Source organism: Psychrobacter sp. H29 (assembly GCF_059073055.1).
On sequence record NZ_JCACRY010000001.1, the window covers coordinates 357,200 to 381,942 of the forward strand.

Consider the following 24,743-nt stretch of genomic DNA (forward strand, 5'->3'; position numbering starts at 1 on the left):
TTGCAAATAGTTTTAAATAAAAAATCTTATATGCAAGTTATACTTGCATTAGCTATAAACAACTCTTCGATTAGGAATGTTTGTATATCAATAATAGGCGTTAGGCGTATCAAAATTACATCTTTACCCATTATTATGTAGAGGTAATTTGCTATATTTTGCTTAATCAATCTCATTAGCAATGCTACGTATCCCGTAATATTAGCAGCACTCCCTTTGTTTATACCTTGAATAGTGAGGCAATAACCAACAGATAGGGCACATCGTTTTCATAATTATATGGCGATAAAACAGTTATCGAGATTAGATAATAAATACTCGAATAAGGATAAATTATGCAAGATAATCAATTAAGCAAAGAAGAGATCAGCCAACTGACTGAAGCTGACTGGAAAGAGCGTTTAAGTGCTGATGAATACCATGTGATGCGTGAGAAAGGTACTGAGCGTCCATTCACAGGTGTGTACAACGATGCCACTGATGATGGCATCTATCGCTGTAAAGGCTGCGGTGCTAGCTTGTTTGATTCAAGCAGTAAGTTTGATGCCAGCTGCGGTTGGCCAAGTTTTGATCAAGGTATCGATAACAGTGCGATTGACGAACACGTTGACAACTCGCTTGGTATGACTCGCACAGAAGTCACTTGTAGCAACTGCGGTGCCCATTTGGGTCACGTATTCCCAGATGGTCCTACTGAGACGACGGGTATGCGCTATTGCATCAACTCAGTATCTATTGATTTAGATAAGTCTGAGAAGTAGAGAAGTAAGTTAAATAGTATTAGCAGCGTGAAAAGGAAGTACAGAGTGCTTCCTTTTCAATAGTTTTATTATATGTATGATAGAAAAAGAAGTGGTGCATAAACGCCTAGAACAATAAAACCTCAATTTAAGGATAAATAATGAGTACTATTTATGATTTTACCGCTGAGCGAATGGACGGTAGCTCGCAAGCATTCTCTGATTACAAAGACAACGTATTACTAATCGTCAATACGGCAAGCAAATGTGGTTTTACACCGCAGTTCGAAGGGTTGGAGTCGTTATATCAACAGTATAAAGATCAAGGCCTAGTCATCATTGGTTTCCCTTGTAATCAATTTGGCAGTCAAGATCCAGGCAGTAACGATGAGATTGGGGCATTTTGTCAAAAGAACTATGGTGTCAGCTTTCCTATGATGGCAAAAACCGATGTCAACGGATCAGATGCTCATCCTGTCTACGAATGGCTCAAAGATCAGAAAGGTGGTGTGCTGACCGATGGTATTAAATGGAACTTCACGAAGTTTTTGGTCGATAGTAGAGGACAAGTTATTGACCGCTATGCCCCAACAACTAAGCCAGAAGCAATCAAAAGTGATATTGAGCAGGCACTAGCGCATAAATAAACAGCATATCTCAAAAATGTTGATTTTTTAGAAAAATATAAAATCAACAAAAACATATGCTTGCTAAAAATTTGGATAAAAATGTCAAAAATATTTCAAAAAGTAGAAAATAGCGTTTGACAGCCATGTGTAAATCTATATAATACACACCCACAGCAGCAGAGCTTAGTGACAAATCTTAGAACTCAGTTGATGTTGAATAAATTGCATCGCAATTGTTCGAAGGGTGATTAGCTCAGTTGGTAGAGCGTCTGCCTTACACGCAGAATGTCGGCGGTTCGAATCCGTCATCACCCACCACTTCTTAGCAAGTGGGCTCTTTAAATAAGAGCAAGAAGCTAAGACGACCTAAGCAGCGGTAGTTCAGTTGGTTAGAATACCGGCCTGTCACGCCGGGGGTCGCGGGTTCGAGTCCCGTCCGCTGCGCCATATTTAAAACCAATTTAGACTCTCGAGTTTAAGCAAGTTTCGCCTCAAACATTAGATTGTTTGAGGTTTTTTTGTGTCTGTGTTTTCATCTGTTTTCTATGAATTATATGTAGCTAAGTCATATCAATTAAAGGTTGGCTAAAACGTGAACCCTTCTTTTATATCATTCTTGTACTGAATAAAAGAAGGGTCGTCGTATTTATTTTAGATACAGCGTTTTAAAGGAGCTTTGCTTAAAGTGGATTATCTATAATTTATGACACGTTTGGCTCATTATAGACTTTAGCTACGGATAGAGGGTTAGTCATACGCTGCTTGCCATGCGCCCATTGATCCTAGATAGATATCAATATGCTCAAAACCTCGACTAGCAAGCCATCCTGCTGCTATCGTTGCTCGAGCTCCACTGGCACACATCAATGTATAGTGGCGATTCTGGTCGAGCTCACGCCAACGCTCGTTCAGGTGACCAACATAGATATGCTGTGAGCCTTCAATCGCACTATCGTTTCTCTCGTCGATATCGCGCACATCTAGCAAGGTCCAGTTCTGAGCATTGTCCAGACGATTTTTTACTTCAGAGGTGTCAATCATAGGGGTTCGCTGCATCCGCGCGCCTTGCGCAGCAGCAGGAACGACACCCACATAGCCCCCGACAATATTATCAAAAGCAATACGTACCAGATGCTCCATTGCAGTCGCTAGTTGCTCTTCATCAGAAGCAATCAGTGCCAAGCTTTGTCCTTCCTCAATAAACCACCCAGCAAATGCAGGTAGCATATTGACAGGTAAGCTCTTCGATTCAGGCAGGTGTCCGGATGCATAGGCCATTGGCTCACGAATATCGATGAGATGATGGGCACCGCAGTCATGCAGCTGCTTGAGCGAGAGGCTACGCGGACGCATAACAGTAGGAGGCGCCTCACCGCCCTCCATGTTGAGACGCTCCATCAACCTAAAGTAGGGCGGTTGATAATGGTTTTCGTTAGTCTTAAAGTCAATAAATGCCTCACGATCAGTAATCTGCAAACGCGGGTTGTTCATCCGTTCATGACCAACAGTAGAAAACTCACGCTCCGCCATACCTGAGCCACATACTGAACCAGCACCGTGAGCGGGATATATAATGGCCTGATCTCCGAGTGCTAGAATGTCTTGTAACGAGTCATAAAGTAAACCTGCCACTTCCCTGCGACGATCGGGATAGAAGTCGGTACGGCCAACATCACCGACGAACAGTGCATCGCCTGTAAAGACGCCGACGGCTTTGTCTGGATATGCGGTATCAAACAGTGCATAAGCCAGATGATCATCGGTATGGCCAGGAGTCTCTAGGGCACGGATTTCAAGTTGACCGATGGCGAAGCAATCACCATTACGTGCTGTCTGAGCATAGACAACCGGTTGCTCTGGGTTTGGTCCATGCAAGACGGTTGCCCCTGTCAAGGCTGCCAAAATAGGGGCGCCAGAGACCAAATCCTCATTACGATGTGTCTCAAAAATATGAGTGATCTCAAGCCCTGCTGCACGTGCTTTTTCTATATATATAGTACAGTCGCGTCGCGGGTCGATTACTGCTGCCTTACCACCAGAGCCTACCAAATAAGATAGGTGAGACAGTCCAGGTGTTTTAATTTTTTCTAATAGCATGGTCTTTTCCTTGTTATAGTTATGTCAAATGAGATTTTTGCCAGTAGCATGTTATTAGCCACATTAATGTATCCGATTGAATTCTTATTCATTGGGATTTTTTTAATATCTATCAATATACAATAACATATATTAACTTTGTATTTGTATAGGTATTTATCCAATAGATAGCGCTTTTTTGAATTGATATTTAGCGTTTCATGTATGCTGTTTTCAGGTTTAAAAATTCTATAGATATAATAAAGTTATTGAACGGTAGTGAGGGAGGTTAAAAACAGACGTCTTATTTAGTAGGTTTTTTACAGTAGCTTGTTGACAGAGATGCTGGCCAATTGATATATCTATGACTCAAATACATGCAAGTAAAGGATGAATTTTGAGTGACCACAAAGCGTTAGATGTTGATGTTGGGCAAGAGCATATTGTCATACAGCGACGATATGACGCTTTGGGTGCAGTGAATGATTTGCTCATTGCTGTTTGGTTTTTGATTGGTAGCTTTTTCTTTTTGAAAGAATCGTTGACGACGGACGGTACATGGCTATTCATCCTTGGCAGCGCACAACTACTTATCAAACCGCTAATTAAGCTAATTAGCTTGATTCATGTTGGTAGGGTATTTAAACGCGCAAAAAAACAGTAAGTTGCCGAGGTAGGTAATACTATATCAAGCCGTAGCATCAAATTACTTCCTATCCATTCTTACTTCTGAAACTGATAATTGCTAATGCTTGTGGCGCATTACTAAGGTGTATTGGTTTAATTTATCATGCCATGATGAATAATGCCTGACGCCTCTAAGAAATGAAAATCTCGTTCAAAAAGCATTGAACTATTTTTAATATGTCTGTATTATTGGACATATGGAAATAACTAATGCTATTGCAAGCTTTGCTGCGCTCTCTCAAGATACTCGATTAAAGGCTTTTAAGCTGCTGGTCAGTCACGAGCCTGAAGGTCTCCCTGCGGGCGAAATAGCCCGTCAGCTTGGTGTACCGCACAACACGATGTCAGCTCATCTAGCGGTGCTAGCACGAGCAGGTTGGGTAGTCTCTCAACGACACAGTCGGCAAATAATTTATCGAGCATCGCTCTCCCATATGGACAGCGTCATTCAATTCTTACTCCAAGACTGCTGTGCAGGGCATCCAGAGCTATGTGCCTCACTTATGGATAGTTTGAGTGGCTGCCGAGTGGATGCGTCTGCCGAACAAAGCCGTCATTAAACCGATTATCAATTCAATAACGACCCTCACTTAAACGCCTCTCACTTAAACGACAGTCACTTAATAGGTAATATCACTATGAAGCCATTGATTTTTCATAATCCCAATTGCGGTACCTCTCGTAATACCCTCGCTATTATTAAAGCGTCAGGCGAAACGCCAGAAGTAGTGGAATATCTGAAAAATACACCGACGCGTGATCGCTTAGTTGAGCTATTAGCGCAAATGCAAATCTCTCCGAGAGAGTTATTAAGAAGCAAAGAAGCTATCAATGATGAGCTAGGGCTAGATAATCCTGAACTCTCTGACGATCACATTATCGATGCGATGATCGCGCATCCTATCTTAATCAACCGTCCTATCGTGGTAACCGACAAGGGCGCAGCTTTATGTCGTCCTTCAGAGCGAGTGTTTGAGCTGTTAGATAACCCAGTAAGCAGCTTTACCAAAGAAGATGGCGAGGTTGTCTCTCATGGTAAACGCTAAGGTTACGCAGCCATCTATGACGACCTCTGATATTGATGACTTGCCCAATATTGATATAGATAATCTACAGCCTATCGACATCGAGTCTCTTATTGCACCAAATGATTCACGTCATTCGCCGAAGATATTGGTGTTGTACGGCTCTGTCCGCGCGCGCTCATTCTCTAGATTGGCCGCTGAAGAGTCAAGCCGGTTGCTACGTTGGTATGGCTGTGAAGTAAAAATGTTTGATCCATCAGGTTTACCATTGCCTGATGATGTGGATTCAGACCACCCCAAAGTGCAAAAATTGCGAGAGCTAGCGCAGTGGTCAGAAGGTATGCTGTGGGTAAGTCCGGAGCGTCATGGCAGTATCACCAGTATCATGAAAGCGCAAATCGACTGGATACCATTGTCACTAGGTGGTGTGCGACCCACTCAAGGTAAAACCTTAGCACTGATGCAAGTCAGCGGTGGCAGTCAGAGCTTTAATACGGTCAATCAAATGCGTATTCTCGGTCGCTGGATGCGGATGATCACTATCCCTAATCAATCCTCGATTCCCAAAGCATTTTTGGAATTCAATGACGACAATCGTATGGATATGTCACCTTTATATATGCGTTTGGTTGACGTCTGTGAAGAGCTGGTGAAATTTACTTGGCTCACACGCGGACGCTCAGCATACCTTACCGATCGCTATTCAGAACGCGTTGAGAGTGCTGAACAAGTATCAAATCGCGTTAATCAAAAATCGATCTAACCCCCTAATCGATCTAATTCTCTATATTAAATCGGCTGAATAAAGTCAGCTTAATTAAGGTTGTACCATGCTTGCATTTACTATTTTTGTGGTCACTTTAGTATTAGTCATATGGCAACCTAAAGGGTTGGGTATCGGCTGGAGTGCTATGGGCGGCGCTCTTGTCGCGTTGGTGTTCGGTGTGGTACAGCTATCAGACGTCGGTACTGTTTGGGATATTGTTTGGGATGCAACCTTTACCTTTGTGGCGCTAATTATCATCTCGCTTATCCTAGATCAGGCGGGGTTTTTTGGTTGGGCGGCATTACATGTGGCAAGGCTCGGCAACGGGCAAGGGCGCTTGCTGTTTCCTATGATTATAATGCTAGGCGCCTTTATCTCTGCGTTTTTTGCCAATGACGGGGCAGCGCTATTACTAACACCCATTGTGATTGCTATCTTGCTGCGTCTCAATTTTTCGCCGCCGTCAGCTTTGGCATTCATCATCGCGACAGGCTTTATCGCTGATACGGCAAGTTTGCCTCTGGTCACCTCAAACTTGGTCAACATAGTCAGTGCCAACTATTTCGATATTGGGTTTGGTCGTTATGCGGCGGTCATGGTACCCGTCAATATCGTGTCTGTATTGGCGACACTCTTAGTCCTATGGGTCGTTTACGCGCGTCATATTCCCAAGCGCTATCCAGTTGATAACTTAAGTGATCCAGAGTCTGCTATTACAGATCCATTGGTGTTTCGAGCTGCATTTCCGCTATTGGGCTTGCTGCTTCTTGCTTATTTTGCGACTGAACCATTAGGGCTACCGATTTCACTTGTTACTGGTGCGGCAGCTCTTGTTTTGATGGCCATTGCTGGTCGCTTGTGGCAAGGCGGGCACGGTGCAGTTGTTTCTGTGAGTGAGGTGTTACGTAATGCACCTTGGCAAATCGTCTTATTTTCCATCGGTATGTATTTGGTGGTATATGGTTTAGGTAATGCAGGTCTCACTGCATATGGTGCACAAATCCTTAATTGGTTGGGAGGACAGGGCGCAGTCATTGCCACAGTAGGCACAGGGTTCTTGTCTGCCATTGTCGCGTCTATCATGAATAATATGCCAGCGACTTTAGTCGGCGCGCTAGCGATTGATCAGGCTCAAGTGCCCGCAGCGACGCGAGAGCTGATGATTTATGCCAATGTGATCGGCAATGATTTGGGCCCCAAGTTTACACCGATTGGTAGTCTTGCCACTTTATTATGGTTGCATGTACTGGCAGAAAAAGACTATAAAATCAGCTGGGGACAGTATATAAAAATAGGCTTGTTGATTACGCCGCCTGTGCTATTCGTAACATTGTTAGCTTTGGTTGTTTGGTTGCCTATGCTGTCAAGCTAATCAAAGCATTAGCAAGCTCACTTTACTAGAACGCCAATTTGATAAATGTATCGATGCTCAGCTTTTTTTTGGGCATGATAAGGTCTCCATGCAATCCGTGTTTTACCTAAAATGAGGGTATAAAATGACAATGCTTACTGTGAACACCGTCCTCAAACCTCGTCAGTATTTGCTAATGCCAATCCGCGGGGCAGCTGTATTGGTTACTGCGCTTCTATTGTCGGCATGCGCAGAGTCTGATAATACTGATGACGTAAGTGTCAATACCAGTAAAGATGCAAACGTTGCGGTAGTAGAGTCTACAGCAGAAACGCAAGCAAGCCAGACTGGTATTTTGAAGAATGTATCTGCAACCGTCTACAAAGATGCCAACTGTGGTTGCTGTAAAGAGTGGATAGATCATGCACAGACGCACGGGCTAGTCTCAACAGCCCAGCACCCAGCTGATTTGTCATTGATTAAAGACCGCTATAGCGTTCCTAATGAGATGCGTTCTTGTCACACGGCAGTGACGACCGATGGCTACATCTTTGAAGGTCATGTCCCGGCGAAGTATGTGGCAGAGTTTTTACAGAACCCACCAGAGCAAGCTATTGGGCTCGCTGTACCTGGTATGCCAGTCGGTAGCCCAGGTATGGAGTATCAAGACAAGTTTTCGCCTTATCAGATTATGCAAATGAACAAAGACGGTACAAATCAAGTATATGCAGATATTGAGTCCATTGCTCAGCAGCTATAGCCTGTAGTTATATAGATACATTGATAACTATATGTCTTACAACCATGTTTTTTGGTTTAAGCGGTGACGGAGACTGACTAATGAATGCTTCAGAGCACAAAGGCATGAATCCTTATGTGAAATTTACGCTTATGATTCTGACATCTACTGCCGTGATGTATATCATGATGTACTTCAACACTTACCAATGGGATCATGTTTATTTTAGTGAGACTAGGGCTTATATGGCGCTATATATGGGTGCGGGTATGGCAGTGGTGATGCTGGCATTTATGACCAATATGTACAAGAGAACCAAAATTAACTTGATGATTTATGGTCTAAGCGTATTGATGTTTGCTGTTGCTGTTGCTGTTGCTGTTGCTGTTGCTGTTGCTGTTGCTGTTGCTGTTGCTGTTGCTGTTGCTGTTGCTGTTGGTGTTTGGGGTGTCAGATCGCAAGCAACGGTCGATCAAGTCGATTGGATGCAAGCCATGATACCGCATCACTCTATTGCCATTCTCACCAGTAGTCGTGCTGATATTGAAGATCCACGTGTACAACAGCTTGCCGATGATATTATTGAAGCCCAAAAACGTGAGATAAAAGAAATGCAGGCGCTTATCGAAGCGTTGGAGTAAGGGTAGAGTTTCTTTCATATTATAGCCATAAAAAAACCCCCATCAAACTGATGGGGGTTTTGGCAAATGCCATAATTGAATCTATAGTGACTCAAAAGATTTACTACTAAAATGTGGCTCTCCAACCTGGGCTCGAACCAGGGACACACGGATTAACAGTCCGTTGCTCTACCAACTGAGCTATTGGAGAATAGGCTGTAAGTATTTGATCGCTTACAACGAGCCTTAGAAGCCTCTAACGAGTTCTTGCTAAGTGGGGCGTATTCTAGCAAAGATAAAAAATACGTCAAGCGTTTTTTTGCATAATTAGTAAAAATTATCATTTTAATAGCTTGAGAGAAGATTTTTGTCAAAAACTAACCAAAGACTGCCTAAAAAAGACGCCACATAGAGAATATGTGGCGTCTTTATTTATCAAGATACGAGATCTACTAGAATACTGGCAACACTAATTGGCGTTGATTAAGTTACTCGGCAACGTCTAAATCAGCAACGGCTTTTTCGATACGTGACAAAGCATCTTTTAAAGTAGCCTCGTCAGTCGCGTAAGAGATACGCATATAGCCACCAAGACCGAAAGCATCACCAGGTACAACTGCCACACCAACTTTATCTAATAACCAAGCTGAAAACTCAGTACAAGAAGACAAACCAGCCGCTTTGATAAGTGGCACAATGTTTGGATACACATAAAATGCGCCATCAGGACGCAGGCAAGTAATACCTTTGATAGCATTTAGACCATCTACAACCAAGTCACAACGCTGCTCAAACGCCTCAATCATTGGCTCAAGTACACTTTGATCACCGTTGATCGCTGCGGTTGCAGCAACTTGGCTAATAGACGTTGGACATGAAGTAGACTGTGACTGTACTTTTTTCATCGCACCGATGAGTTTGGCAGGGCCGCCAGCATAACCAATACGCCAGCCGGTCATGGCATAGGCTTTAGACACACCGTTCAAGATAATGGCACGGTCTTTTAGCTCAGGCGCTGCATTTAAAATATTGTAGAACTTATCACCTGTCCAGCGGATGTGCTCATACATATCATCAGATGCCACATAGACGTGTGGGTACTTTTTCAATACTTCAGCAATGGCTTTTAGCTCATCTAGCGTATAAATCATACCAGTCGGGTTAGAAGGGCTGTTCAGTACCAGCATTTTGGTTTTTTCAGTGATGGCATCTTCTAGCTGTTCGGGGGTGATTTTAAAGTCTTGCTCAGCTGGGCACTTAACGATGACTGGTACGCCTTCTGCGATGATAACCATGTCAGGATAGCTGACCCAGTATGGTGCTGGGATGATGACTTCGTCGCCAGGGTTGATAAAGGCTTGGGCAAGGTTGAAGAATGACTGCTTACCACCGACCGATACTAGGATCTCGTTTGGCTCGTAGCTGATATCGTTGTCACGCTTGAATTTTTCTATGATAGCGGCTTTTAGCTCTGGCGTACCATCGACAGCAGTATACTTGGTGAAGCCGTCATTGATTGCATCGATTGCTGCTTTTTTGATGTGATCAGGGGTATCAAAATCAGGTTCGCCAGCGCCCAAACCGATAATATCTTTACCAGCTGCTTTTAGTTCTTTGGCTTTGTTAGTAATCGCTAGCGTAGGAGAAGGTTTGATGCTATTGACGCGGTCAGACAGTTGCAACTCGCTCATGAGAGATCCTTTTTTATATGGGAGTGGGGTTGGTGAAAATCTGATATGAATGATTTAATGTTTTTATAGCTGTCAGGACAAGATGTTAAGTGGCTTGAACAATAATAACGCCAGTCTCATGTTGTCATGAAGATAGCCTTTATTTGCCCATCAACGAACCGGTTCACTAATGTACGTATGGCTATCTTGATATTGTAGCATGCCCGTATAGAGCTGTCTTAACGCCTCTATGACAAAACGATAGTAAACGGTTGCGATATCGCGAACCGTACCATTTATTAAGGTTGTTGCCTGTCTGCATAGCTAAAGCTTTGCGAAGATATTGCGCTTTTATATCAGCAATTGCGAAGTCACAACAATAAACCTATCGCCATACACTATAATTATTTAGGTTTGTTAAATAAGATGGCTTATCGCTTAATCAAAATCAATCAATACGGTGCGTGAGTCAATACGGCATGTTAGAAATAAGACAGTCGGTCAACGGCAAGCAAGACAAATAATCTTCATTGAAGGGTCTCGTGTGGTTTTCCGAGATAAGTCTCCTTAGATTCTAGATGAAGGGCACACTTCACAACATATATTTCATACTATAAGAATATTACAAAGGACATTTACCATGACAAATTCTACTGAAAATCTACATATTCTCATCACGGGTGCGACATCTGGTATCGGTAATCAGTTAACAAAGGATTACCTGTTAGAAGGACACACCGTCTACGCCGTTGGCCGGGATGATGAGGCATTAGCCGAACTTAAGTCATTAGGTGCAGAAACGATTGATTTGGATCTTATGGATCGAGATAAAGTCGTTGAAGCTTTTGCGAAAATCGAAACGGTTGATCTCGCGATTTGCGGTGCTGGCATGTGTGAATATCTGGACATGCCAAATTTCGATAGCAGCGCCTTTATGAAAGTCATGTCAGTCAATATGGGTACGTTGTCTCATGCTATCGAAGGAGTATTACCACATCTGATTGCTTCAAAAGGTCGCCTTGTCGGTATCGGCTCTGCATCTGCTTATGTGCCTTTTGCGCGTGCTGAAGCTTATGGCAGCTCAAAAGCAGCGATACATTACTTGATGAAAACGCTACAAATTAGCTTGGCGCCACATGAGGTGTCGGTCAGCCTTGTCGTACCTGGTTTTGTCGAGACGCCAATGACCAAGCAAAATGACTTTCCTATGCCGTTTATCCAGACGCCAAAGCAAGCAAGTCAAGCCATCCGTGATGGTATCGATAGCGGTCATGAGGTTATCGAGTTTCCCAAAAAGCTTACTATGCCACTAAAAGTATTGGGTACGCTGCCTGATCTGGTCTGGCAGCAAGTCAGTGAAAAGCTGAATAAAAAATAATTTATCATAGAATATATGACTCACTAACATAGTAAAAATATAATAGGGAATGCCTTTATGCCGTTTATTCGCGCCAAGCGTGCAACCAGCCAAAAGACTGATAACAGCAACATAAAAAAATCAAGTGGTCAGCCAGTGCAAAAACGTATTGCCATCATTGGCTCAGGGGTATCAGGATTGACTTGTGCGCATTATTTGGGTATGCAGCATGAGGTGACCGTTTTTGAAGCCAACGATTATATCGGTGGGCATGTAAACACCATTGATGTGGCACTACAGGATGGCAAAAAGGCAAAGAGCGGTAATGAAGAGAGTAGTGCAATAGACACCGGTTTCATTGTTTTTAATGAGCGTACCTATCCGAATTTCTTTCGTTTACTTCACGAGCTACAAGTACCGTTTCAATCGACGGACATGAGCTTTTCGGTAAAAAACACGGCGCGTCGATTTGAATACAACGGTCATACGTTAAATACCTTATTGTCACAGCGCAAAAACGTACTTAATCCAAAGTTTTGGCAATTTATAAAAGATATCTTACAGTTCAATAAGCATATCAAGCAGTTGCGTCAAGACTATGATAATGCACGCGTACAAGGAGAGGCTGTTAGCGGTTTTACCACGCAAACCCTTGGCGGTTACCTAGCACAAGAAAGCTACGGTCAGCTGTTCACTGATAACTATCTGCTACCGATGGTTTCTGCTATTTGGTCGACCAGCTTGGATGAAGTGCAAGATTTCCCGCTGGTGTTTTTTGCGCAGTTCTTTGACAATCATGGTCTACTCGATGTGGTCAATCGTCCACAGTGGTTTACGATCAAAGGTGGTTCAAAACAATACGTCAATAAGTTGATTCCACGTTTTATCAAGTCGGGCGGTAAAGTGCGAGTAAATAGCCCAGTCCAATCTGTGGCGCGTGATGGTGAGCAAGTGTTATTGACTGTCCAGAACAAAGGTGATGATAGCGATACCGAACACCTTGTATTTGACGAAGTTATCTTTGCCTGTCATGCAGATACGGCACTGGGTATTTTAAAAGATGCCAGCACTAATGAATCAGAGGTGCTGAGTCATTTCCGCTTTACCAAAAACACCGCTGTACTACATACCGATACCAGTATTTTACCTAAGAAGCCATTGGCATGGGCAAGTTGGAATTACCTGATAGATGAGAGTATTTCAGGTACTAAAACAGGTGATAAACAAACTGACGTAAATACGAAAACACCTGCAAAGCCCGTGCTGACCTACCATATGAATATCTTGCAACGTCTAACCAAAAAGCACAATTATTTGGTTACGCTTAACCATGATATAGATGACAAACAAATCATTAAAAGTATTGATTATAGTCATCCGGTATTTGATCTCACAATGGTTGATGCGCAAACCAAGTGGGCAAGTATATCTGGTGCCGGCTTGCACACTCATTTTTGCGGTGCCTATTGGTTCAATGGTTTCCACGAAGATGGCGTACGCAGTGGTCTACGTGTCTGTCAGGCGCTCGGTCATGATATCGATATCAAAGATGAGGTTGATCCAGCACATTTGCCTGACGCTACGAGTGCACATACGCCGTTTCGCTATAAAGACCTGCCAGTAAAGGCTGACACAAAACAGCGTAAGTTAGATAAGCGTCAGGTGATGACTGCGACCACCAATCAAGAGCTGGTTGAATATGCTGCACTTCTACAGAGTGAGACGGGAAATAGCAACCAACCTAAAAAACGTGGTTTATTTGGTCGCCGTAAAGCCAAGTAATATCACGATATTTTAAAGAATGTATGTTATAAAAATATGACGTTAAAAATGAGACTGTCTATGGCCACACCCATTCAATCTGCTAATGCTATGCCCGCGCATGATCTAACTCGTAAGCGTCCTATAGTGCCGCATCAGTTATTTGAGGGTACGACATGGCACAGTCGCTTGCTACCCAGTATCAATAAGTTTGTTTATCCGTATCGCTATTGGGGAGTCAATATTAGCGCGCTGGCAGCAGGTCACGCGCTGCCTGAGATCAGTACAGCAGCCTTCAGCGATCATAAGACTATCAGAACATCACCTTTGAGTACGATATTGCCAAAGCAATTACTGGTAAAAGGACTGCCTTTGTTTTCTGCAAAATCAAAGGCGCTACAACGGTTCTGCCCTGAAGACTATTTGCAACATTCTAATAGCCTAAGTGACGATAAAAAGGTAGATAACAATATTCAGCCTGATCAAGCATTAGAGCAGCGTTTAAGCCAAGCATTTTTGAAGCATGCAGGCAGTACACCTACAGGGGATATGTTGGGATTACTCGTTTGCCGCAATGCAGGTATGTATTTTAGCCCAGTCAATTTCTATTTAGGGTTTGACGAGCAGCAGACACCGACGCATTTGCTGGCTGAAGTTTCCAATACGCCGTGGGATAAGCGTCACTACTATGGGTTTTTGTTAGAAGGGGAGGACACCGAGTTCTGTCATGATAAAAACTTCCACGTGTCACCTTTTAACCCTATCGATCAGTTATATCGCTGGCAGGTCACAGTTAAGCGTAGCAGTACAGATATGGCAGATGAGCAATCAACTACTGGATTACAGGTTCGTATCGCGATCAATATCAGTGATGAGCGCGGCGAAGTCCTAAAAACAGGTATAAAAATATCGGGCGTACCGATGACAGATCGTTCTGTGCGTAATAGCTTGCGCAAAAATCCATTGATGAATACCACGTCTTTAGTACGTATCTATTGGCACGCTTTTAAGCTATATGCGATCAAAAAAGTACCTTACGTCAATTATGACGAAAAACTAGCTGACAGCCAGCAGAAAAGTACGCATCATAAAAAATCTTGAGCGATTAGAGAATTAGCGCTCCATAACCTTAAAAGTCAAAATCTTAAGATGCAGCAACCTAAAACGTAGCCATACCCTTTATATACTCAATTCCAAAATACAAAGCACTTAGACAAGGACAACCATACGATGTCAGCACGACCGACCGACAGAGCACCAGTCACAACACTAGAGAAATTAAGCGCTCGCATGAGCAAAGTCGTCAATGAAAGCGCTGTGCTACAGCCAGTAAGCGATGGCGTAAACAATGTCGCTCGAAAACTTATATTTCGTGCACTGCAGCATATTCAGTTTGGCAGTCTTACTTTAATTGAAACATTTGCTGAGCCCGAATCAAAGACGAGCAGTTTTGGCAAAGTCGAGTCCAATGCAGCAAGCAGCTCGGCAGTGGGTCGCCATCCGTTGCATGTCACCTTGAAAATTCATGATAGCGCCGTATATCGTCAGCTATTGTTAGGCGGCTCAATCGCGCTTGCGGACAGCTATATAAATGGCGAATGGGATACGGATGATTTGACAGGTTTGATTCGCTTGGCGGCTCGCAACTTAGCCGTGCTCAACAAGCTAGAAAACCGTTTTGCAGGTATTAGTAAGGCGTTCGAAAAAGCCAAGCATCAGCTACGTAGCAATGATAAATCGGGTTCTAAGTCTAATATTTTAGCGCATTATGATTTGGGCAATGACATGTATCAGCGATTCTTGGATGACACGATGATGTACTCATCGGCGGTATATCCCACGCCTGACATGACACTTAGTGACGCTCAGCAGCATAAGCTATCGCTCATATGCCAGCGTTTACAGCTCAGCGCTGATGACAATGTGATTGAAATTGGCACAGGTTGGGGTGGGTTTGCTATCTATGCAGCCAAACATTATGGCTGTCATGTGACGACCACGACCATCTCGGATGCTCAGTACGATGAGGCACAGCGGCGCGTCACGGCAGCAGGTCTGTCAGATAAGATCACGCTACTCAAGCAAGACTACCGCGAGCTTACGGGACAATATGACAAGCTGGTCAGTATTGAGATGATTGAAGCGGTAGGGCATGAGTACTTGCCAACGTTTTTCGCTAAGTGTGACAGCCTACTTAAACCAACGGGTCTTATGGTACTACAAGCGATCACTTTCAATGATCAAAACTACCAAGATTACATCGGTTCGGTCGATTTTATCCAGACGCATATCTTTCCAGGTGGCTGCCTGCTCTCTAACCAAGAGCTGACCACTCAGTTCACTGAGCAGACGGACATGGTCATCAAGCAACTACACGACTATGGCTTTGACTACGCTTATACATTACGTGATTGGCGTGCTGCGTTTTTGGCACAGCGTACAGAGATCCAAGCGCTTGGCTATGATGATGCCTTTATACGTTTGTGGGAGTTTTACTTCTGCTACTGCGAAGGTGGGTTTTTGGAGCGCACCATTGGTGTGGTGCAGGTCACTGCAGTAAAACCAAACAATATCGATACCTTGCATTTTTCTGATTTGCCAGCTGCTGTTTTGGACGACAAAACGGTCTCAGATAATGAAGGAACATTTAACGATGCAGGTGTGACAGACACAGTCTCGGTATAAGTATATAAGATTTAGCTGTTGAGCTTGTGCGGTCTCATACTACCAGTAGAGTATGAGACCGATATGCTGACAGACTTAGGAAGCTAGTGCAGACCGTCTATCAATGGCGCCCGAATAGCGTGTCACTGCTAATGCCATCAAAGAGATAACAGCACCGATCCAAGCGGTATCTTGCAAGCTCAAGTTTTCAACCACGCTGCCGCCGATAATAGAGCCGAGCGCGATACCGATATTGAATGCAGCAATGTTGAGACCAGAAGCGACATCGACAGCATTTGGTGTGTATTTTTCGGCTTGTTTGACGACGTAGATCTGTAGACCAGGCACGTTTCCAAAGGCAAAAGCACCCCATACTAAGATAGTCAGCACCGCTGCAACTTTTGACTGCATCGTAAAGGTAAACAGCAATAAGACAATGCTAAGTGCGCTAAATATTATACTAAGCGCACTAATAGGACCACGTTTGTCGGCAAGTTTGCCGCCCCAAATATTGCCGACGGCAACGGATACACCGTATACTAGCATGATGAGGGCAACAGCAGAGGGTGCAAATTTGGTCTGCTGTTCCAAAATAGGGGCAAGGTAAGTAAACGCTGTAAACGTACCACCATAGCCAAGAATAGTCATCAGGTATACCAGCAGCAATTGTGGTTTTACGATGACTTGCAGTTGTTCTTTAAATGTTGCAGGAATGGATTGTTTAAGGTTTTTGGGTACCAGTAAAGCGCTGCCAATCAAAGCGATAACGCCCAGTACCGAGACGACCAAAAACGTGGCACGCCAGCCAAAATGCTGACCGATCCATGTGCCGAGTGGTACACCAGTGACTAGCGCAACAGTGAGCCCGGTAAACATAATGGCAATTGCACTGGCCTCTTTTTCTTTACTCACTAAACTGGTGGCGATCATAGAGCCAATGGAGAAAAACACGCCGTGAGCCAGACCGGTTAATATACGTGCAAGTATCAGAGTCTCGTAACTGGGCGCTTGCCAAGCCAGCAAGTTGCCGATGACAAATAAACCCATGAGGCTCATGAGCACTATTTTGCGATTCCAGCGACCAGTGAGTGCAGTAAGTATGGGCGCGCCAATAGCGACGCCCACCGCGTATAAGCTGACCAGTAGCCCTGCAGAAGGCAAGCTGACGCCCAGATCAGCTGCGATAGTTGGTACTAACCCAACAATGACAAATTCGGTTGTCCCGATTGCAAATGCGCTCAGCGTGAGCGCCCATAAAGCGAGTGGCATAACGACATCCTAAGCATTAAATGATGTGCGTAGTTTGACGTACTTATAGTTTGCAAAAAACAGCACAAATGACAAAATACTTTTGTCAGTTTCGTAAAGGTAGCAGTAATGACAGGACATGCTAGAACAGAAGATATAGAGATATTTTTGACGGTAGTGGATACGGGCAGTTTTACTGGCGCTGCTAACTTGTTAAATCAGCAGGTCGCTAAAGTATCTCGTGCTGTGTCCAGACTCGAAGGTACGCTGCAATGCACACTGCTAAATAGAACGACGCGACGTTTAGAGTTGACAGAGGAAGGGCTTGTCTTTATCCGATATGCGCGTGAGAGTTTAAATACTCTGCATACTGGTGAAGAGGCGATTAAGTTGTTAAAGCAAGCGCCAAGTGGACACTTACGAATTGATGCAGCCAGTCCGTTTGTTTTGCATCAACTCACGCCATTGGTAGGTGAGTTTGTGCAGCAGTATCCGCATATTACGCTTGATTTGACATCGCATGACAATATTATCGATTTACTTGAGTACAAAACTGACCTTGCGATTAGAATCGGTGACTTAAAAGACTCAAACTTGCACGCGCGTATGCTAGGCAGAAGTAAACTGCGTCTGGTAGCCAGTCCTGAATATTTATATCGCCATAACCAAGTCACTGATGTCGCAGACTTGATCCATCACAAATTGATCAGTTTTAATGACGCATCAAAGCTTGCGAGTTGGCCATTGACGTCGTCCGTGGATCTTAGTTTTCATATGACCGCGAGTAGTGGCGAGACCCTGCGGCAGCTATGCTTGGCGCATCAAGGCATCGCGCTGTTGTCTCATTTTATGATTGGCAAAGACATAGAGTCTGGGCGACTGATTGAGGTACTGCCTGAGGCGGTAGACAGACCGAACAATCGCGAATCGATACAGGCCGTTTATTATAGAAACAGTGCTGTATCGTCGCGTATTTTAGCATTTCTAGATTTTATTCAGCCGCGGCTGACATTATAGTTTTTATTCATTTGATAAGGGATATCATTATGGGCTACGTTTTTATCTACCTTGCCGCTGTGGTTATTTTCTTGGGTGTTGACGCTGTTTGGTTGACGACCATGAAAGGCGCCTTTTATGAGTCGCGTATTGGTCATCTTTTGGCTGATGAGCCAAATATGATGGCTGCTGGTGTGTTCTATATGTTCTATATACTGGCACTTTGTATATTGGTTTTATATCCACAAATCAAAGCAGGCGCATCAGTTGGTCATATCTTCTTACTTGGTGGTTTGATTGGTTTGATGGCTTATGGCACCTATGACTTTACCAACTTGGCACTTTATAAAGGTTTTACATTAGATACGGCGCTGGTTGATTTTGTGTGGGGCGGTGTTTTGACAGGTTCCGTCAGTGCGATTGTTGCTTGGCTTGCTTATCGTTTTCATTGGTTGAGCTAAGGTATATCGTCTTGCTCTCTATGATGTCGTATATATAGTACTGACATATCGCTTTACTTGTAGAGCGGTGATTTACATAACCTAGACTGTTTACTGACAGAGGGCTGTTTGTGCTATAGGCTGACCTACTGTATAAATGGTAGGCATAATAAATGTCAAACCCATTAAGGAATATTATGCCACAATACAATACCAGCTCAACTGCCAAAAAAGCCCCGCTAAACCACGAGTTGTATATGTCGATATTGATGACGCCTGATATGGCAAACTTCATCGGTAATGTACACGGTGGTGACTTGCTCAAGATGCTTGATCAGGTTGCTTACGCCTGTGCCAGTCGCTATAGCGGGAACTATGTAGTGACACTGTCTGTCGATCAAGTGATGTTCCGTGAGCCTATTTATGTGGGTGAGTTGGTTACTTTTGCAGCGAGTGTCAACTATGTAGGTAACACTTCGATGGAAGTAGGTATTCGCGTTGAGGCAGAAGACGTACGTGCTCGTACAGTGCGCCATACCAACAGTTGTTACTTTACGATGGTGGCTATCGATGATAATGGTAAACCAACCCCTGCGCCGCCACTCGATATAAAAAACGAAATGCAGCAGTGCCGAGCTGATGCAGCAAAAGAGCGCAAACAGCAACGTATGGAAAGCTCACATCGCCCAAGCTGCGACTTTGAGAGCATAAGCCAAAAATTCGATAAGCATGATAATGAGGCTAAATAAAACAAGAAACTAAACAGAACGAATAGCTTTTCAATTCTGAATATTCAGCCATCATTACCCTGTGTAACGACTCACTAAAAAGACACTAATAGTGTAGCGCGCTTACTTTAAGCTGATGTGTATTCCAATTTATTCATCTATAGTAAATACGTTCAGTATCAACCTTTTCTTTAGTGAGTCCAGCATGAGCCTAAAACCATCTATCGCTAATCCCCAGCGTCATCTATCATCCTCTCCTAAAGCACAGCCCTCTCGTGCTCGCGGTGCCAGTCATCCAAAAGTATCAGATGATACCAGCCTAAACTCTAATACCAACAACTATTCTGAAATCAATGATGAGCATTCAGGTTCACTCGTTACGGTATTGATTGCGGTTGGTGCCAATCTTATTATCGCAATTGCAAAATCAGTTGCTGCTTTTATGACAGGCTCTGCCTCGATGATTGCAGAAGCCGCTCATTCGTGGGCAGATGCTGGTAACGGCACATTACTCATTGTGGCAGAAAAAAAGTCTATAAAACCTGCAGATAAGAGCCATCCATTAGGCTATGGCAAAGAATCCTATGTTTGGTCGATGATTGCTGCGTTTGGTGTATTTACCGCAGGTTCAATTGTCTCTATCTATACTGGTATCAAAGAGTGGAATGCTACGGAGTCTGAGACCAATTATACGGTCGCTTTTATTGTGCTAGCAGTAGCATTTGTGCTTGAAGGGTTCTCACTGATTCAGGCCTATAGACAAAGTAAGAAACATGGCGAAGCGTTAGATGTTAGCGCGATTGGCTATGTAGTAGATACCTCTAACCCAACGCTGCGCGGAGTGTTTTTTGAAGATTTGGCAGCTGTTGTTGGCTTGGTGATTGCGGCTGCCGCGATGGGTATGCATGCTTATACAGGAGAGCCTTATTGGGATGCGCTAGGCTCTATCATTGTAGGTTTGCTACTGGGAGCGGTCGCTATCTTTTTGATCAGTCGTAACCGAGACTTTTTGGTAGGACATCGAGTTGCTGAACACATGCATGAGTATGTCTTGGGCGAACTACTCAATCATCCAGATATCGATAGTGTGTCATATCTACACCTAGAGTGGGTCGGTCCCAAAAAAATGTTTATGGTTGCGGCTGTAGATATCAAAGGTAACCAAAAAGAAGAGCAGATTGCACAGAAATTCGAAGAGGTTGAGAACCTATTTCGAGCCAATCCTATATTTCAGGAAGCTATTTTGACACTATCGGTGCCAAATGCTGATCTTTTGACTTTATCAGATATTTCATTATAAACTTAATCCACAACAATCAAGTGATAATCATATGAAAGCTTTTTCAAGAAATACCATATTTTCTATGTCATTGAGTGCCGTGGGACTGATACTCATGCCTACGCTATCCACACAAGCCGCTGTGCCAACGGATAGTTCTTTACTACGGTTAGCACAAGTGACTAAGGTCGTAGAGCGAGCGAACGATATTTCTAATAGCAGTGGTATGGCAGAACAGGTCACGCAGTCAATACTATCTTCGATATCTAGTGATAACATAAGCCAAGAAAAACGCCAACGTTTCGATGAGATTGTTAGTAAATACAGTAAAGAAATGACAAATAGTAGCCAAATAGGAGATATGAATAAGCAGATTATCAACGTCTATATGCAGACAGCGAAACAACACTTTGACCAAAGAGAAGTTGACGCTCAGATAGCCTTCTATAGTAGTGAAATAGGTCAAAGCATCATCGACAAACAACCTGCTATGCTCAACGATTATATGGAAAAAGTGATGCCTATTGCTATGGAGTCCACTATGAAAAAAGTGAAAAGCACTGTACCGAAAATGGTAGCAGAGATTAAAGCTCTCCAGCTTGAAAAGTAGTTCGAGTCATTATGAGATTAAAAGATTGTACATACAATAAATTAGTCGTTGAAAAATACCAAAAGCACAAAAAAGGCCACCAATATTGGTGGCCTTTCTAAATCTAAAATATCTATCTAAAATCATCAAAAAACAATGAAATTATTATTTCTTTGGCGCGTTGGCACCGATGAACCATGCATCTTTATCAACAATACGACTTGCTTCGGTAAACAAATCAGCAGTATCTTCATCACCTGCATCACCAGCAGTAGCGATTGCTTCTCTTAAGGTCTCTGCTACTTTTTTATAACGACTAGTTAGCTCACGAACGTGTTGATCTACTTCAGTAATATCAGTTGGATAATCATCCAAGATAGACTCTTTTGCCACACGACTAGCTAGACCATTCGGCTGACCACCTAGGATAACAATGCGCTCAGCAATCGTGTCTGACACTTCAAGAATACGATCTGATGTTTCATCTAATAACTGATGCACACCGATAAACCCAGTACCTTGTAGGTTCCAATGGCACTGCTTGCCATCCAGAGTTAAATCAATAACATTTGCTAGGTTTGCGTTTAGCAAATCAATCATTTTCTTTGCAGTCTCGTCCGAAATTCCACTTGCGTAACGTTCTCTCATATTGTACTCCGTTATTTGTTTAAAATTATTATATTGAATTAAATATCCAATCTATTTTTATTAGTTCTTGTTTGATGACACTTGATAAATTAATTTCGTTATTTGATCGAGTGCCATCTACTTGCTTGTTAATTCATGATCGATAATAACAGCTTAAACTGATGATGGAACCCCTCAGTGTTAGGCTTTGTTAGGTGGTCGTGTAAAGGGTTTGTTAACCGTGAAAATCTTTGTAAATTTATCAGAGGCTGTGTGCGTTTTTTATAACGATGCAATATTTATTCGCTACTATTGAAGCTATACATATAGCAAATAGCGCTTTTATATACTTGCGCTTCATTTAGAAATAATCTTTGTAAGCCTTAGATAAGCGGCGTTATTGTCCTTTAAAATCCGCCGTTTGAACCCCATATTGTTATAAACGTTAATAAGAAGAAATCAATTATGCGAATGCCTGAACCGCGTTCATCGCGTCAGTTAAACCAGTTGGCCACACAGCTCCAAGGTGAAGCTGAAATCACTGGTGTCAATGCGTCAGGGACGCAAATATCGAGTCGTGCTTTTGAGATGGTTACCGATTTTGAGCCGGCAGGCGATCAGCCGCAAGCGATAAAAAAACTGGTCAATGGTATCAACTCTGATATGGATGAGCAGCTATTGTTAGGTGTAACAGGCTCTGGTAAGACTTATACCATGGCAAAGGTTATCTCTGAGACGCAGCGTCCGACCATTATCATGGCGCACAACAAAACACTGGCCGCTCAGCTATATGGTGAGTTTAAATCGTTTTTCCCTAACAATGCTGTCGAGTACTTTGTTAGTTATTACGACTATTATCAGCCAGAAGCCTATGTTGCTGCCAGTGATACTTTTATCGAAAAAGACAGTGCCATCAATGATCATATTGATCAGATGCGTCTGTCTGCTACGCGTGCACTTTTAGAGCGCCGTGATGCCATTATTGTGGCCTCGGTATCTTGTATCTACGGTTTGGGTGACCCAGAGAGCTATCTAAAAATGTTATTGCATGTTGTGGTGGGCGACAACATAGACCGTACGGCGACTATCAAGCGTTTGGTAGAAATGCAGTACACACGTAACGAGTTAGATTTTGGCCGTGGTACGTATCGACTACGTGGTGAGCTGCTTGACATTTATCCTGCTGAGTCTGAGCAGCTAGCCGTACGTGTGCATTTATTTGACAACGAAGTCGAGAAGATTACGTGGTTTGATCCTTTAACAGGGAAAACAGTACGCAGCGTGCCACGTATTACGATTTATCCAAAATCGCACTATGTGACTCCGCGCAATAAACTAGAGGCAGCAAGTCATACCATCCGCGAGGAACTAGAGCCACGGCTAGAATACTTCCGTGATAACAACAAGCTGATTGAAGCACAGCGTCTCAAAGAACGTACTCAGTATGATCTTGAGATGATTCAGCAGCTGGGCTACTGCAATGGTATCGAAAACTACTCACAGCATCTCTCTGGTCGCCCATCAGGAGAGGCGCCTCCGACATTGTTTGATTATATTCCAGAGGATGCGTTATTGTTCCTTGATGAATCACATGTCACGGTCTCTCAGATTGGGGCGATGTATAAAGGCGATAGATCACGTAAAGAAAACTTGGTCAATTATGGTTTTAGATTGCCAAGTGCAATGAATAACCGCCCGATGAAGTTTGAAGAGTGGGAGCGTATCAAGCCTAAGACGATTTACGTCAGTGCGACGCCAGCATTGTATGAGCTTGAACACAGTGAGCAAGTAGTAGAGCAGGTCGTCCGTCCAACTGGTCTGATCGATCCTGAGATTGAAATACGTCCCGTATTGACGCAGGTTGATGATGTGCTATCAGAAATTACTAAACGCCGAGAAAAAGACGAGCGTGTCTTGATTACCACATTGACCAAACGCATGTCAGAGGATTTGACCAGCTATCTTAAAGAGTACGATGTAAAAGTCGCTTATCTACATTCAGATATTGATACGGTCGAACGTATGCAGATCATTCATGAGCTACGCACAGGCGTACATGATGTGTTGGTCGGTATCAACCTATTACGTGAAGGCTTAGATATGCCTGAGGTGTCGCTAGTGGCGATATTTGATGCTGATAAGGAAGGTTTTTTGCGTTCTGAGCGTTCACTTATTCAGACGATTGGTCGTGCCGCACGTCATTTAAATGGTAAAGCCATTCTTTATGCTGATCGTATTACGCCAAGTATGCAAAAAGCGATAGACGAGACGGATCGTCGTCGTGATAAGCAGATTGCCTTTAATGTCGAGCATAACATCACGCCAAAAGGCGCTCGCCGCAGTATTACTGATAAGATTGATACGGGTGAAAGCTTGGATGCCAATGATAATCAGGCTATCCCTGTTAAGAGTAACCTACCAGATGTCGACATCAATATATTACGTAGTCCTGATTTGCTTGCTAAAGAAATAAAACGTCTAGAGAAACAGATGCAGCAAATGTCGCGCGATTTGAAGTTTGAAGAAGCAGCAAAAACACGTGATAAAGTGCTTGAGTTAAAAGCACATTTAATCTGATAGTTTGGTTTGATAAATAAAAAAAGGTGACGTGCTTATTGAGTACCTCACCTTTTTTATGGCTTTTTCAATAGTAGGGCGCTTGTAATACGTTTTAATGACACTTACCATATGCGCACCATTCTTACTATCCACATCGCATTCCAAAACTTGTACCAGGCTTTATAGATAAGC

23 protein-coding genes and 3 tRNA genes are annotated in these 24,743 nt (G+C 43.3%); 21 read left to right on the top strand and 5 right to left on the bottom strand.

Going from position 1 to position 24,743, the window contains the following annotated elements; all coding sequences use genetic code 11:
* Window positions 1-335 precede the first annotated feature (335 nt).
* From msrB to AC5JP1_RS01450, 4 genes are all read left to right on the top strand, one after another.
* Window positions 336-761 carry a peptide-methionine (R)-S-oxide reductase MsrB gene (msrB, locus tag AC5JP1_RS01435; RefSeq protein WP_493842836.1) on the top strand — a complete coding sequence of 142 codons (426 nt, stop codon included), beginning with the start codon at window positions 336-338 and terminating at the stop codon, window positions 759-761.
* A 140-nt stretch (window positions 762-901) separates the two neighbouring features.
* On the top strand, window positions 902-1,387 hold the full coding sequence (locus AC5JP1_RS01440; RefSeq protein WP_493842837.1) for a glutathione peroxidase: 486 nt from the start codon (window positions 902-904) through the stop codon (window positions 1,385-1,387).
* A gap of 224 nt (window positions 1,388-1,611) precedes the next feature.
* A tRNA-Val gene (locus AC5JP1_RS01445) sits at window positions 1,612-1,687 on the top strand.
* A gap of 52 nt (window positions 1,688-1,739) precedes the next feature.
* Window positions 1,740-1,816, top strand: a tRNA-Asp gene (locus tag AC5JP1_RS01450).
* A 300-nt stretch (window positions 1,817-2,116) separates the two neighbouring features.
* Here the strand turns inward: AC5JP1_RS01450 and AC5JP1_RS01455 are convergent.
* On the bottom strand, window positions 2,117-3,466 hold the full coding sequence (locus AC5JP1_RS01455) for an MBL fold metallo-hydrolase (protein WP_493842838.1): 1,350 nt from the start codon (window positions 3,464-3,466) through the stop codon (window positions 2,117-2,119).
* Between the two features lie 376 nt (window positions 3,467-3,842).
* Between AC5JP1_RS01455 and AC5JP1_RS01460 the strand changes: the two genes are divergently transcribed.
* The 7 genes from AC5JP1_RS01460 to AC5JP1_RS01490 all read left to right on the top strand — a co-directional run bounded on the left by AC5JP1_RS01460 (window position 3,843) and on the right by AC5JP1_RS01490 (window position 8,654).
* Window positions 3,843-4,109, top strand: a complete 267-nt coding sequence (locus AC5JP1_RS01460) for a YrhK family protein (RefSeq protein WP_493842839.1) — start codon at window positions 3,843-3,845, stop codon at window positions 4,107-4,109.
* Window positions 4,110-4,329: 220 nt separating this feature from the next.
* Window positions 4,330-4,692 (top strand): ArsR/SmtB family transcription factor, encoded by a 363-nt coding sequence (locus tag AC5JP1_RS01465; RefSeq protein ID WP_493842840.1) that lies wholly within the window; start codon window positions 4,330-4,332, stop codon window positions 4,690-4,692.
* Window positions 4,693-4,770: 78 nt separating this feature from the next.
* Complete coding sequence (gene arsC / locus AC5JP1_RS01470) at window positions 4,771-5,178, top strand: arsenate reductase (glutaredoxin) (protein ID WP_493842841.1); 408 nt, start codon at window positions 4,771-4,773, stop codon at window positions 5,176-5,178.
* Window positions 5,179-5,194: 16 nt separating this feature from the next.
* The gene (arsH, locus tag AC5JP1_RS01475; RefSeq protein ID WP_493842842.1) at window positions 5,195-5,920 is read left to right on the top strand and encodes an arsenical resistance protein ArsH; all 726 of its coding nucleotides are present in this window, start codon (window positions 5,195-5,197) and stop codon (window positions 5,918-5,920) included.
* 67 nt (window positions 5,921-5,987) lie between these two features.
* Window positions 5,988-7,295 (top strand): arsenic transporter, encoded by a 1,308-nt coding sequence (locus AC5JP1_RS01480; protein ID WP_493842843.1) that lies wholly within the window; start codon window positions 5,988-5,990, stop codon window positions 7,293-7,295.
* A 124-nt stretch (window positions 7,296-7,419) separates the two neighbouring features.
* The gene (locus tag AC5JP1_RS01485; protein ID WP_493842844.1) at window positions 7,420-8,034 is read left to right on the top strand and encodes a DUF411 domain-containing protein; all 615 of its coding nucleotides are present in this window, start codon (window positions 7,420-7,422) and stop codon (window positions 8,032-8,034) included.
* Between the two features lie 80 nt (window positions 8,035-8,114).
* Complete coding sequence (locus AC5JP1_RS01490) at window positions 8,115-8,654, top strand: DUF305 domain-containing protein (protein ID WP_493842845.1); 540 nt, start codon at window positions 8,115-8,117, stop codon at window positions 8,652-8,654.
* 114 nt (window positions 8,655-8,768) lie between these two features.
* On the opposite strand, the gene AC5JP1_RS01495 is transcribed toward AC5JP1_RS01490, so the two are convergent.
* Window positions 8,769-8,844 (bottom strand) — tRNA-Asn (locus AC5JP1_RS01495).
* 277 nt (window positions 8,845-9,121) lie between these two features.
* Window positions 9,122-10,324: a pyridoxal phosphate-dependent aminotransferase gene (locus tag AC5JP1_RS01500; protein ID WP_493842846.1), complete on the bottom strand. Its 1,203-nt coding sequence runs from the start codon at window positions 10,322-10,324 to the stop codon at window positions 9,122-9,124.
* A 619-nt stretch (window positions 10,325-10,943) separates the two neighbouring features.
* Between AC5JP1_RS01500 and AC5JP1_RS01505 the strand changes: the two genes are divergently transcribed.
* The 4 genes from AC5JP1_RS01505 (at window position 10,944) to AC5JP1_RS01520 (ending at window position 16,106) form a co-directional block, all read left to right on the top strand.
* The gene (locus tag AC5JP1_RS01505; protein ID WP_493842847.1) at window positions 10,944-11,681 is read left to right on the top strand and encodes an SDR family NAD(P)-dependent oxidoreductase; all 738 of its coding nucleotides are present in this window, start codon (window positions 10,944-10,946) and stop codon (window positions 11,679-11,681) included.
* 57 nt (window positions 11,682-11,738) lie between these two features.
* Window positions 11,739-13,442: an NAD(P)/FAD-dependent oxidoreductase gene (locus AC5JP1_RS01510; protein ID WP_493842848.1), complete on the top strand. Its 1,704-nt coding sequence runs from the start codon at window positions 11,739-11,741 to the stop codon at window positions 13,440-13,442.
* A 60-nt stretch (window positions 13,443-13,502) separates the two neighbouring features.
* The gene (locus AC5JP1_RS01515; protein WP_493842849.1) at window positions 13,503-14,522 is read left to right on the top strand and encodes a DUF1365 domain-containing protein; all 1,020 of its coding nucleotides are present in this window, start codon (window positions 13,503-13,505) and stop codon (window positions 14,520-14,522) included.
* A 129-nt stretch (window positions 14,523-14,651) separates the two neighbouring features.
* Window positions 14,652-16,106 (top strand): class I SAM-dependent methyltransferase, encoded by a 1,455-nt coding sequence (locus tag AC5JP1_RS01520; protein ID WP_493842850.1) that lies wholly within the window; start codon window positions 14,652-14,654, stop codon window positions 16,104-16,106.
* 75 nt (window positions 16,107-16,181) lie between these two features.
* Here AC5JP1_RS01520 and AC5JP1_RS01525 read toward each other — a convergent pair whose 3' ends face one another.
* Window positions 16,182-17,354: an MFS transporter gene (locus AC5JP1_RS01525; RefSeq protein WP_493842851.1), complete on the bottom strand. Its 1,173-nt coding sequence runs from the start codon at window positions 17,352-17,354 to the stop codon at window positions 16,182-16,184.
* A gap of 108 nt (window positions 17,355-17,462) precedes the next feature.
* Between AC5JP1_RS01525 and AC5JP1_RS01530 the strand changes: the two genes are divergently transcribed.
* From AC5JP1_RS01530 to AC5JP1_RS01550, 5 genes are all read left to right on the top strand, one after another.
* Window positions 17,463-18,350 carry a LysR family transcriptional regulator gene (locus tag AC5JP1_RS01530; protein WP_443526155.1) on the top strand — a complete coding sequence of 296 codons (888 nt, stop codon included), beginning with the start codon at window positions 17,463-17,465 and terminating at the stop codon, window positions 18,348-18,350.
* A gap of 29 nt (window positions 18,351-18,379) precedes the next feature.
* Entirely contained in the window at window positions 18,380-18,790 is a 411-nt protein-coding gene (locus AC5JP1_RS01535; RefSeq protein ID WP_319050595.1) for a DUF2177 family protein, read from the top strand.
* 176 nt (window positions 18,791-18,966) lie between these two features.
* The gene (locus tag AC5JP1_RS01540; RefSeq protein ID WP_443526156.1) at window positions 18,967-19,518 is read left to right on the top strand and encodes an acyl-CoA thioesterase; all 552 of its coding nucleotides are present in this window, start codon (window positions 18,967-18,969) and stop codon (window positions 19,516-19,518) included.
* Window positions 19,519-19,702: 184 nt separating this feature from the next.
* Entirely contained in the window at window positions 19,703-20,797 is a 1,095-nt protein-coding gene (locus tag AC5JP1_RS01545) for a cation diffusion facilitator family transporter (RefSeq protein WP_493842852.1), read from the top strand.
* Between the two features lie 31 nt (window positions 20,798-20,828).
* On the top strand, window positions 20,829-21,386 hold the full coding sequence (locus AC5JP1_RS01550) for a DUF2059 domain-containing protein (protein ID WP_493842853.1): 558 nt from the start codon (window positions 20,829-20,831) through the stop codon (window positions 21,384-21,386).
* Between the two features lie 144 nt (window positions 21,387-21,530).
* Here AC5JP1_RS01550 and dps read toward each other — a convergent pair whose 3' ends face one another.
* Window positions 21,531-22,013: a DNA starvation/stationary phase protection protein Dps gene (gene dps, locus AC5JP1_RS01555; protein ID WP_493842854.1), complete on the bottom strand. Its 483-nt coding sequence runs from the start codon at window positions 22,011-22,013 to the stop codon at window positions 21,531-21,533.
* A 444-nt stretch (window positions 22,014-22,457) separates the two neighbouring features.
* Between dps and uvrB the strand changes: the two genes are divergently transcribed.
* Window positions 22,458-24,569 carry an excinuclease ABC subunit UvrB gene (gene uvrB / locus AC5JP1_RS01560; RefSeq protein ID WP_319050591.1) on the top strand — a complete coding sequence of 704 codons (2,112 nt, stop codon included), beginning with the start codon at window positions 22,458-22,460 and terminating at the stop codon, window positions 24,567-24,569.
* Window positions 24,570-24,743 lie beyond the last annotated feature (174 nt).